General features: G+C 61.3%; 11 protein-coding genes. 10 read left to right on the top strand and 1 reads right to left on the bottom strand.

Annotation, left to right across the window (positions count from 1 at the left end; translation table 11 throughout):
* The first annotated feature begins 105 nt into the window (after positions 1–105).
* Positions 106–1,275 (top strand): M20 aminoacylase family protein, encoded by a 1,170-nt coding sequence (locus SP68_RS14625; protein ID WP_008805236.1) that lies wholly within the window; start codon positions 106–108, stop codon positions 1,273–1,275.
* Positions 1,276–1,300: 25 nt separating this feature from the next.
* On the top strand, positions 1,301–2,692 hold the full coding sequence (locus tag SP68_RS14620; RefSeq protein WP_008805235.1) for an MFS transporter: 1,392 nt from the start codon (positions 1,301–1,303) through the stop codon (positions 2,690–2,692).
* Here SP68_RS14620 and pspF read toward each other — a convergent pair.
* The gene (gene pspF / locus SP68_RS14615) at positions 2,683–3,672 is read right to left on the bottom strand and encodes a phage shock protein operon transcriptional activator (protein ID WP_162499978.1); all 990 of its coding nucleotides are present in this window, start codon (positions 3,670–3,672) and stop codon (positions 2,683–2,685) included. The two genes, SP68_RS14620 and pspF, sit on opposite strands and share 10 nt — an antisense overlap.
* A gap of 152 nt (positions 3,673–3,824) precedes the next feature.
* On the opposite strand from pspF, the gene pspA reads away from it, so the two are divergent.
* The 8 genes from pspA to SP68_RS14575 all read left to right on the top strand — a co-directional run bounded on the left by pspA (position 3,825) and on the right by SP68_RS14575 (position 10,859).
* Positions 3,825–4,493, top strand: coding sequence for a phage shock protein PspA (gene pspA / locus SP68_RS14610; protein ID WP_004203910.1), 669 nt, complete (start codon positions 3,825–3,827; stop codon positions 4,491–4,493).
* Between the two features lie 55 nt (positions 4,494–4,548).
* Positions 4,549–4,773 (top strand): envelope stress response membrane protein PspB, encoded by a 225-nt coding sequence (gene pspB, locus SP68_RS14605; RefSeq protein WP_002901911.1) that lies wholly within the window; start codon positions 4,549–4,551, stop codon positions 4,771–4,773.
* Positions 4,773–5,132, top strand: coding sequence for an envelope stress response membrane protein PspC (gene pspC / locus SP68_RS14600; protein ID WP_004203911.1), 360 nt, complete (start codon positions 4,773–4,775; stop codon positions 5,130–5,132). The genes pspB and pspC overlap by 1 nt, the downstream gene beginning before the upstream one ends.
* A gap of 28 nt (positions 5,133–5,160) precedes the next feature.
* Positions 5,161–5,379: a phage shock protein PspD gene (gene pspD / locus SP68_RS14595; RefSeq protein ID WP_002901915.1), complete on the top strand. Its 219-nt coding sequence runs from the start codon at positions 5,161–5,163 to the stop codon at positions 5,377–5,379.
* A 102-nt stretch (positions 5,380–5,481) separates the two neighbouring features.
* On the top strand, positions 5,482–6,879 hold the full coding sequence (locus SP68_RS14590; RefSeq protein WP_040968409.1) for a YcjX family GTP-binding protein: 1,398 nt from the start codon (positions 5,482–5,484) through the stop codon (positions 6,877–6,879).
* On the top strand, positions 6,876–7,937 hold the full coding sequence (locus SP68_RS14585) for a YcjF family protein (RefSeq protein WP_022064700.1): 1,062 nt from the start codon (positions 6,876–6,878) through the stop codon (positions 7,935–7,937). Before SP68_RS14590 ends, SP68_RS14585 begins: the two co-directional genes overlap by 4 nt.
* Positions 7,938–8,164: 227 nt before the next feature.
* Entirely contained in the window at positions 8,165–9,706 is a 1,542-nt protein-coding gene (tyrR, locus tag SP68_RS14580; RefSeq protein WP_012542019.1) for a transcriptional regulator TyrR, read from the top strand.
* Between the two features lie 100 nt (positions 9,707–9,806).
* A complete protein-coding gene (locus SP68_RS14575) occupies positions 9,807–10,859 on the top strand; it encodes an AbrB family transcriptional regulator (RefSeq protein ID WP_008805230.1) in 1,053 nt (350 codons plus the stop codon).
* Positions 10,860–10,900: the final 41 nt, after the last annotated feature.

Below are 10,900 nucleotides of genomic sequence, written 5' to 3'. Positions count from 1 at the left end.
AGTCATTGATTTCTCGTCAATATAAAACAAAAAAGCGCACCTGAAAGCTGTTTCACCCGCATAAACTCGAAAGTGTCGTGCAAACACAACACAGGAATAACAAAAATGACACATCCGTTGCTTGAAGCCTTGCAGGTCAACGAGGCGCAATTTATTGCCCTGCGTCGCCAGTTCCACCAGCAGCCGGAGATCGGCTTTGAAGAACATCAAACCAGCAATGAGGTCGCTCGACTGCTTGGCGAGTGGGGATACGAGGTTCACCGCGGCCTGGCGGGCACCGGAGTGGTGGGCACGCTGCGCGTCGGCCACGGAAAAAAACGCCTCGGCCTGCGGGCGGATATGGATGCCCTGCCGATGCAGGAGCGGAGCGGGAAGCCGTGGGCAAGCCAGGTTGACGGGCGTTTCCACGGCTGCGGCCATGACGGGCACACCACCACGCTGCTCTACGCGGCTGAATATCTGGCGCGCACCCGCCAGTTTACCGGGACGCTGCAGCTGATTTTCCAGCCCGCGGAAGAGCTGTTGTACGGCGGGCGAGTGATGGTCGAGGACGGTCTGTTTGACCGGTTCCCCTGCGATGCCATCTTCGGCTTGCACAATATGCCGGGTCAGCCGCTGGGCAAGATCGGCCTGCGCGACGGGGCGATGATGGCCTCCTCCGATACGCTGCATATTGAGGTGAAAGGCGTTGGCGGCCACGGCGCGGTACCGGAGCATACCGTGGATGCCACGCTGGTCGCCTGCCATATCACCCTCGCGCTGCAGTCGATCGTCTCGCGGAATATCACCCCGTTCGAACCGGCGGTGGTCACCGTCGGCAGCATCCAGGCCGGACACGCGCCCAATATCATTAACGATCACGTGCTGATGAAGCTCACGGTGCGCACCCTCAATGAGCAGGTGCGCGAGACCGTGCTGCAGCGGATCCATGATATCGCCGTGGCTCAGGCGGAGAGCTTCAACGCCACGGCCACGCTGACGCACGTCAACGGCAGCCCGGTATTGCGTAACGATCCGGCGGCCAACGCGATGGTGCGGGAGGTGGCGACATCGCTGTTTGGCGCAGAGCAGGTGGGCGAGGTGAAGCCGTTTATGGGCAGTGAAGATTTTGCCTTCATGCTGGAACAGCACCCGCATGGCAGTTATTTCACCATCGGCGCTGGCGATGAGCCGGATCGCTGCATGGTCCATAACCCGGGCTATGACTTCAACGACGCGCTGTTGCTGACCGGGGCGGCGCTGTGGTGCGGTCTGGCGGAACACTATTTGCGTTAATCACCGGAAACAGGAGGGCCATGCGATGAGCACTGTCACCGTGAGCGACACCCCCTTTGTCGGCAGCGATCGCCTGCTGGTGGGGATTGTGCTAAGCGTTTTAACCTTCTGGCTGTTTGCCCAGTCGGTGATTAACGTGGTGCCGGCGATGAAAAGCAGTCTTGATATCTCCCTTGAAACCTTAACCCTGGCCGTCAGTCTCAGCGCGCTGTTCAGCGGCTGTTTCGTGGTCGCCAGCGGCGGCCTGGCGGACAAGTTTGGCCGGATGCGGATGACCACCCTCGGACTGGGGCTGAGTATCGTCGGCAGCGCCATGCTGGTGGTCGCTCAGGGGCCGGGGCTGTTCCTGGCCGGCCGGGTGCTGCAGGGGCTGTCGGCGGCGTGCATTATGCCGGCGACGCTGGCGCTGATTAAGACCTGGTATGAGGGGCGTGCGCGGCAGCGGGCGGTCAGCTTCTGGGTCATCGGCTCGTGGGGCGGCAGCGGTCTCTGTTCCTTCGTTGGCGGAGCCATTGCCACCGGGCTCGGCTGGCGCTGGATCTTCGTCTTCTCCATTGCCGTCGCTCTGCTGGCGCTGTTTTTGCTGCGCGGCACGCCGGAGAGCCGCAGCGCCAGCGCCAGCCAGCATAAGCTGGACGTCGGCGGTCTGCTGAGCCTGATTGCCGCGCTGGTGCTGGTGAATTTGTTTATCAGCAAGGGCCATGGCTGGGGATGGAGCAGTCCGCTGTCGTTGACCATGCTGGTCGGGGCGCTGGCGGCGGGGGCGGTATTTATCCGCAACGGCATGCGCAAAGGCGAGGCGGCGCTGATTGATTTTGCGCTGTTTCGTAACCGGGCCTACGGCGCGGCAGTGCTGTCGAACTTTCTGCTCAATGGGGCGATTGGCACCATGATGATCGCCAGCATCTGGCTGCAGCAGGGGCACCACCTGACGCCGCTGGAGAGCGGGATGATGACCCTCGGCTATCTGGTGACCGTCCTGGCGATGATCCGGGTGGGCGAGAAGCTGCTGCAGCGCTATGGCGCCCGGCTGCCGATGATGGCCGGGCCGGTGCTGACCGCGATTGCCATCGGCCTGATATCCTGCACTTTTCTCGATAAGGCGCTGTATATCGGGGTGGTGTTCGCCAGCAACGTGCTGTTTGGCCTCGGGCTGGGCTGCTACGCCACACCCTCAACGGATACGGCGGTGGCCAACGCGCCGGAGAACAAAATCGGCGTCGCCTCGGGGATCTACAAGATGGGCAGCTCGCTGGGCGGGGCGATGGGTATTGCCGTGACGGCGTCACTTTTCGCGCTGTTTTTGCCGCTGGGCATGGCCCATGCCGCCCAGTATGCCCTGTGGTTTAACGCCGTCTTATGCCTGGGGGCGATGGCGGTGAGCGCGCTGCTGCTGCCGCGCGCCTCTCACAGCTGATGTTTTTTCAGTAGCGCGCGGAGCTGGTGATAGGTTAACCCCAGCAGCTCCGCCGCCTGCTTCTGATGATACTTCGCCTGCTGCAGACTCCGCTGCAGCAGGCGTTTTTCCTGCTGGAGCTGAAAATCGCGCAAATCCAGCGGCAGAGCGGGCAGCTCGTCCCCGGACGCGGCCTCCGGCACGGAGGCCGCGGTCTGACGGAAAGGGTTGAGGATAATGGCGTCCAGCTCGTGCTCGCTGTCGCCGTGGCGATAGACCGAGCGCTCGACGACATTCTTCAGTTCACGAATATTCCCCGGCCAGCGGTAGCCGAGCAGCGTTGCGGTGGCACGTTCGCTGAAGCCGGGAAACAGCGGCAAACCGAGCTCGCGGCACATCTGAATGGCAAATTGGTTGGCGAGCAGCATGATGTCGCTCTGCCGTTCACGTAGCGGCGGAAGCTGCACCACGTCGAAGGCCAGACGGTCGAGCAGGTCGGCGCGAAAATGGCCTTCTTCCACCATCCGCGGCAGGTCAGCGTTGGTGGCGCACACCAGCCGGACGTTGACCTGCAGCGGCTGGCTGCCGCCCACGCGCTCCAGCTCGCCATATTCAATCACTCTTAACAGCTTCTCCTGCACCAGCATCGGCGCCGTCGCCAGCTCATCAAGAAATAACGTCCCGCCGTCGGCGCGCTCGAAGCGCCCGGGATGGCGCTTGCTGGCCCCGGTGAAGGCCCCGGCTTCGTGGCCGAATAGTTCCGAATCGAGCAAATTGTCGTTCAGCGCCGCGCAGTTCAGCGAGATAAACGGTCCCTGCCAGCGGCTGGAGAGGTAGTGGAGACGGTTAGCGATAAGCTCTTTCCCGGTGCCGCGCTCGCCGATGACCAGCACCGGTTTATCCAGCGGGGCCAGCCGGGAAACCTGTTCCAGCACCTCGAGAAAGCTGTTGGCCTCGCCCAGCAGATTATCCTTGTACTGCGCCATGATTAATTTCGCCATTAAGTAGTGTGATTAACCAGGTGACTGTAGCAATGCCCTGCACAATTCGCAACCACTCTGTTTAAAATCAATAAGATAAAAAGTTGGCACGTCATTTGTATTAGCTAAGCCACAGGTGAATGCCTGAAACCAGAACTATGAGGATTGAAATTATGGGTATTTTTTCTCGTTTTGCCGACATCGTGAACGCCAACATCAACTCCCTGCTGGAGAAAGCGGAGGACCCGCAAAAGCTGGTGCGTCTGATGATCCAGGAGATGGAAGACACGCTGGTGGAAGTGCGTTCCACGTCGGCCCGCGCGCTGGCGGAAAAGAAACAGCTGACCCGTCGTATTGAGCAGGCGGTCGCCCAGCAGGCGGAATGGCAGGAAAAAGCCGAGCTGGCGCTGCGTAAAGAGAAAGAGGATCTGGCCCGGGCGGCGCTGATCGAAAAGCAGAAGCTGACCGACCTTATCGCTCAACTTGATCATGAAGTGCAGCTGGTGGATGAAACGCTGGCGCGCATGAAGAAAGAGATTGGCGAGCTGGAGAACAAACTCAGCGAAACCCGCGCTCGTCAGCAGGCGCTGGCGCTGCGCCATCAGGCGGCGAGTTCGTCCCGCGATGTGCGTCGCCAGCTGGACAGCGGTAAACTGGATGAGGCGATGGCCCGCTTTGAATCCTTTGAGCGTCGCATCGATCAGATGGAAGCGGAAGCGGAGAGCCACCGCTTTGGCAAGCAGCAGACGCTGGATCAGCAGTTTGCCGAACTGAAAGCGGACGATGAAATCAGCGAGCAGCTGGCGGCGTTGAAAGCCAAAATGAATCAGTCCAACCAGTAAGTATGATTGCGCGGCGCGGCGTTGCGCCGCGGCTCACCCCCTGTAAGGAGTACACATGAGCATGCTTTTTCTCGCCATTCCGCTGACGCTGTTTGTGCTGTTTGTTCTGCCGGTCTGGCTGTGGCTGCACTACAACAATCGCGGCGCCAACGGCAGTCTGACGCAAAATGAGCAGCAACGGCTGCTGCAGTTGACCGATGACGCGAAGCGGATGCGCGAACGTATTCAGGCGCTGGAAGCGATCCTGGATGCTGAACATCCGAACTGGAGAGACAAATAATGGCCGGACTGGATCTGAATAAAAAACTGTGGCGTATCCCGCAGCGCGGGATGGTGAAGGGCGTTTGCGCGGGCATTGCTCAGCATCTTGATGTCCCGGTGAAGCTGGTGCGTCTGATTACCGTGCTGGCGATGATTTTCGGCCTCTTTTTCTTTGTCCTGGTGGCCTACATCATTTTGACTTTTGCTCTGGATCCGATGCCGGACAGTGAACTGTACGGTCACAAGGCGCCGAGCAATGGCGATCTGCTGGCCGCCGTGGATGCCGAACTGGCCTCCGGTGAACAGCGCCTGCGTGAAATGGAGCGGTATGTGACCTCCGACACCTTTACGCTGCGCAGCCGCTTTCGCCAGCTGTAAATCCTGTTTTTAACGAGTGAGGCAACGCATGAATAGCAAATGGCAACGCGCCGGGCAGCAGGTGAAGCCCGGTCTGAAAATCGTCGGTAAGCTGGCGCTGCTGACCGCGCTGCGTTACGGCCCGGCGGGCGTTGCCGGCTGGGCGGTTAAATCGGTCGCGCGTCGGCCGCTGAAAATGCTGCTGGCGGTGGCGCTGGAGCCGCTGCTCAGCCGGCTGGCCAACCGCGTCACGCGCGGGATGAAATAATGCCGCCGTGGGGAAGGCGCAAAAGGATTAACGTTGTCCTGCTTATCCCCGGCAGATAGCTTATGATGACGAGACATACCTTCAGGGCATAACGGACTGGCGATGAAGCGACTGAAAACTGAATTGAATGCGCTGGTCAACCGCGGGGTTGACCGGCATTTACGTCTGGCGGTGACCGGCCTGAGCCGGAGCGGTAAAACGGCGTTTATCACCGCGCTGGTCAATCAACTATTAAATATCCACACGGGCGCCCGCCTGCCCCTGCTGAGCGCCGCACGCGAAGAGCGGCTGCTCGGCGTCAAGCGCGTGCCGCAGCGGGACTTTGGCATTCCCCGATTCACCTACGACGAAGGGCTGGCCCAGCTGTTCGGCCAGCCCCCCATGTGGCCAACCCCGACGCGCGGGGTGAGCGAGATCCGTCTCGCGCTGCGCTACCGTTCGAATGACTCCCTGCTGCGCCATTTTAAAGATACCTCCACGCTGTATCTGGAGATCGTCGACTATCCGGGCGAGTGGCTGCTCGACCTGCCGATGCTGGCACAGGATTATCTGAGCTGGTCACGACAGATGACCGGGCTCCTGCAGGGACAGCGTGCGGAGTGGTCGGCCCGCTGGCGGCAGTTGTGCGCCGGGCTGGATCCGCTGGCCCCTGCCGATGAGGCCCGTCTGGCAGATATCGCCGCTGCCTGGACGGACTATCTGCACGCCTGTAAGCGCGAAGGGTTGCACTTTATCCAGCCCGGGCGCTTTGTCCTGCCCGGTGAAATGGCGGGCGCGCCGGCGCTGCAGTTTTTCCCGTGGCCCGACGTCGACGCCATCGGCGAAGCCAAGCTGGCGCAGGCCGATAAACACAGCAACGCCGGCATGCTGCGCGAACGCTACAAATACTATTGCGAAAGGGTGGTGAAGGGGTTCTACAAAGAGCACTTCCTGCGCTTCGACCGGCAGATTGTGCTGGTGGACTGTCTGCAGCCGCTCAACAGCGGGCCGCAGGCCTTTAACGATATGCGTCTGGCATTGACCCAGCTGATGCAAAGTTTCCATTACGGGCAGCGCACCTTGTTTCGCCGGTTGTTTTCGCCGGTTATCGACAAGCTGCTGTTTGCCGCCACCAAAGCTGACCACGTCACGGTCGATCAGCACAGCAATATGGTGTCGCTCCTGCAGCAGTTGATTCAGGACGCGTGGCAGAACGCCGCCTTTGAGGGGATCAGTATGGATTGCCTGGGGCTGGCGTCCATTCAGGCGACCCAGAGCGGGCTGATTGAGGTGAATGGCGAGAAAATTCCCGCCCTGCGCGGCGATCGGCTGAGCGACGGCCAGCCGTTGACCATCTATCCCGGCGAGGTGCCGGCGCGTCTGCCGGGCCAGGCCTTCTGGCAGCAGCAGGGATTTCAGTTTGAAAACTTTCGTCCGCAGGTCATGGATGTCGATCGGCCTTTGCCGCACATTCGCCTCGACGCGGCGCTGGAATTTTTGATTGGAGATAAACTGCGATGAGCGAACCGTTAAAACCGCGGATTGATTTTGATGGTCCGCTGCAAGCGGAAAAAATTCCGCCGCTGAAAAGCGCGCGCGCCTTTGACCGCCTTGAGGCGGACAACTTCGCGCCAGCGCGGCTGGTGACCGGCGAAGAGGAAGAGGGAGCGGCGGAAGCGGTGGTGGAGTCGGTCCTGCGACCCAAACGCAGCCTGTGGCGGCGGATGGTCAGCGCCGGACTGGCGATCTTCGGCGTCAGCGTCGTGGCGCAAGGCGTGCAGTGGACGGCTAACGCCTGGCAGACCCAGGACTGGATTGCGCTGGGCGGCTGCGTCGCCGGGGCGCTGATCGTCGGGGCCGGCGTCGGATCGGTGGCCACCGAGTGGCGCCGTCTGTGGCGACTGCGCCAGCGCGCCCACGAACGCGATGAAGCGCGCGATATGCTGCACAGTCACGCGGTCGGTAAAGCGAAAGCCTTTTGTGAAAAGCTGGCGCAGCAGGCGGGTCTGGATCAGTCGCATCCGGCGCTGCAGCGCTGGTATGCCGCGATCCACGAAACGCAAAGCGACCGGGAAGTGGTGAGCCTTTATGCGCAGCTGGTGCAGCCGGTGCTGGATGCCCAGGCGCGGCGGGAAATCAGCCGTTCTGCGGCGGAGTCGACGCTGATGATTGCCGTCAGCCCGCTGGCGCTGGTGGATATGGCGTTTATCGCCTGGCGTAACCTGCGGCTGATCAACCGAATTGCCACGTTGTACGGCATTGAGCTCGGGTATTACAGTCGTCTGCGACTGTTTCGCCTGGTGTTGCTGAATATCGCTTTCGCTGGCGCCAGCGAACTGGTGCGCGAGGTGGGGATGGACTGGATGTCGCAGGATCTGGCGGCCCGGCTGTCGGCGCGCGCCGCACAGGGCATCGGTGCCGGACTGCTGACCGCCCGCCTCGGGATCAAGGCGATGGAGCTGTGCCGCCCGCTACCGTGGATTGCCGATGATAAACCGCGGCTCGGCGATTTTCGTCGCGAGCTGATTGGGCAGCTGAAAGAGACCCTGCAGAAAAGCAAAACCAGTCCGGAGAAGTAACCTCCGCTCAGAGACATTGCCGGGCGGCGGCTTCGCCTTGCCCGGCCTACCGGGCAGGTTGGATCCCGGCTCGCCCAGGCGTTCATTTAACCACTGACCGCCTGACTTTACGGCACAACGCCCATTTTTCCGCCATGCTGTCAATAATTGTTGACAGTTAGCTTCCCGAAAACTCATTCCTGTCCTATTATTCTCCCGTCATTGGCACTTTTAGGGTGAACACTCCCATGCGTCTTGAAGTCTTTTGTGAAGACCGTCTCGGTCTGACTCGTGAATTGCTCGATTTGCTGGTGCTGCGCGGCATTGATCTACGTGGTATCGATATTGACCCTATAGGCCGAATTTACCTCAATTTTGCCGAACTGGAGTTCGCCACGTTCAGCAGCCTGATGGCAGAGATCCGCCGTATCGCCGGCGTGACAGACGTGCGCACCGTGCCGTGGATGCCGTCTGAGCGTGAACACCTGGCGCTCAGCGCGCTGCTGGTGGCGATGCCGGAGCCGGTGCTGTCGCTGGATACCAAAGGCAGGGTGGAACTGGCCAACCCCGCCAGCTGCCTGCTGTTTGGCCAAAGCCAGGCGAAGCTGCGCAACCATCCGGTGGCCCAGTTGATCGCCGATTTTAACGTTCAGCGCTGGCTGGAGAGCAGCCCGCAGGAGACGCATGCGGAGCATGTGGTGGTGAATGGACAGAACTATCTGCTGGAAGTGACCCCGGTCTATCTGGAAGGGGAGCATAACGAACGGGTGCTGACCGGCGCCGTAGCGATGCTGCGCTCAACCGTGCGCATGGGACGCCAGCTGCAGACCATGACCAGCCAGGACACTAGCGCCTTCAGCCAGATCCTCGCGGTGGGGCCGAAAATGCGCCACGTGGTGGAGCAAGCGCGCAAGCTGGCGATGCTCAGCGCGCCGCTGCTGATTGTCGGCGACACAGGTACCGGCAAAGATCTGCTGGCCCATGCCTGCCATCTGGCCAGCCCGCGGGCGGGCAAACCTTATCTGGCGCTCAACTGCGGCTCCATTCCCGAGGACGCGGTCGAGAGCGAGCTGTTTGGCGACGCGCTGCAGGGTAAGAAGGGCTTCTTCGAGCAGGCCAACGGCGGCTCGGTGCTGCTGGATGAAATTGGCGAGATGTCGCCGCGAATGCAGACTAAGCTGCTGCGCTTCCTCAACGACGGCACCTTCCGCCGAGTTGGCGAGGATCATGAAGTGCACGTCGATGTGCGGGTGATCTGCGCGACGCAGAAAAACCTGGTCGAACTGGTGCAGAAAGGGCTGTTCCGCGAAGATCTCTACTATCGCCTCAACGTCCTGACGCTGTATCTGCCGCCGCTGCGCGACTGCCCGCAGGACATTATGCCGCTGACGGAGCTGTTCGTGGCCCGCTTTGCTGATGAGCAGGGCGTCCCGCGGCCGAAGCTCTCCGCCGATCTCAGTACGGTGCTCACCCGCTACAGCTGGCCCGGCAACGTTCGCCAGTTGAAGAATGCTGTCTATCGCGCGCTGACCCAACTGGAGGGATTTGAGCTGCGTCCACAGGACATTCTGCTGCCGGACCATGACGTCGCGTCGCTGCCGGTGGGCGAGGAGGCCATGGAAGGGTCGCTGGACGACATCACCCGGCGCTTTGAGCGCTCGGTGCTGACCCAGCTCTATCGCAGCTACCCCAGCACCCGTAAGCTGGCGAAGCGGCTGGGGGTGTCGCATACCGCCATCGCCAATAAACTGCGTGAATATGGTCTGAGTCAGAAAAAGGGCGACGAATAATCCCGCCAGGCCGGCGACCCACGTCGCCGGCATTCGGCCTGCAAAGCGGGCCAAACCTGTATATACTGGTTTTTTAATCCTTTTTCCGGGGTGGTGCATCTTGGCGTCGCGTCGCGCGATCGGGCACTGGCTGACATTGCTGCTGCTCTCTGTTCTCTTTTCCTCGCTGCTGTTACGCCTTCATTTGCCGGCAGCGCTACTGCTGGGGCCGCTGATCGCCGGTCTCATTTTGAGCCTGCGCGGGGTGAAGCTGAGCATCCCTCGTCCCTGTTATCTGGCGGCGCAGGCCATCGTCGGCTGCATGATCGCCCGGGCGATTAATCCCTCTGTTTTTGGCGTGCTGTTCAACAACTGGGCGCTGGTGCTGGCGATCCTGTTGACCACCCTGGCGATTAGCGGCCTCACCGGCTGGTTGCTGGTTCGCTACAGCGCGCTGCCGGGCGCCACCGGCGCCTGGGGAAGCTCTCCCGGCGGCGCGTCGGCAATGGTGGTGATGGCCCAGGAGTACGGGGCCGATGTGCGGCTGGTGGCGCTGATGCAGTATCTGCGGGTGCTGTTTGTCGTCGGCGCGGCGGCGCTGGTGGTGCGCTATGCGTTGGGCAATGAAGCGCAGGAAATGACTCAGGATATTGTCTGGTTTCCATCGTTGACCCTGAATTTCCCTTTCACGCTGCTGCTGACGGCGCTAGCCTGTTGGCTGGGCATGCGGCTGCGCATCCCCTCCGGGGCCATGCTGTTGCCGATGCTGCTCGGCGCGCTGGTCCAGGGCAGCGGCTGGATGATGCTGGAGCTGCCGGAGTGGCTGCTGGCGATGGCCTATGCGGTGCTGGGCTGGACGGTGGGGCTGCAGTTTAATAAAGCCATTTTTCTGCTGGCGCTGAAGACGCTGCCGCAGATTATCGCCTCTATTCTTGGGCTGATCCTGATGTGCGCCCTGATGGCCCTTGCCCTGACCCACATTCTGCAGATGGACTTTATGACCGCCTATCTGGCCACCAGCCCTGGCGGCCTGGACACGGTGGCGATTATCGCCGCCGGCACCCGGGCGGATATGTCGTTCATTATGGCGCTACAGACGTTGCGGCTGTTTACCATTTTACTGACCGGCCCGGCGATGGCGCGGGCTATCTCCCGCTATGCGCCACGGCAATAAAAAAGCCCCCGCAGAGCGGGGGCTGAGTACATAGAATGTCC

Origin of the sequence: Klebsiella variicola (genome assembly GCF_000828055.2) — a bacterium.
In the GTDB taxonomy this organism is placed as follows: domain Bacteria; phylum Pseudomonadota; class Gammaproteobacteria; order Enterobacterales; family Enterobacteriaceae; genus Klebsiella; species Klebsiella variicola.
The sequence above is the reverse complement of the archived record's forward strand: the minus strand, read 5'-3'. Positions and strand labels throughout refer to the sequence as shown.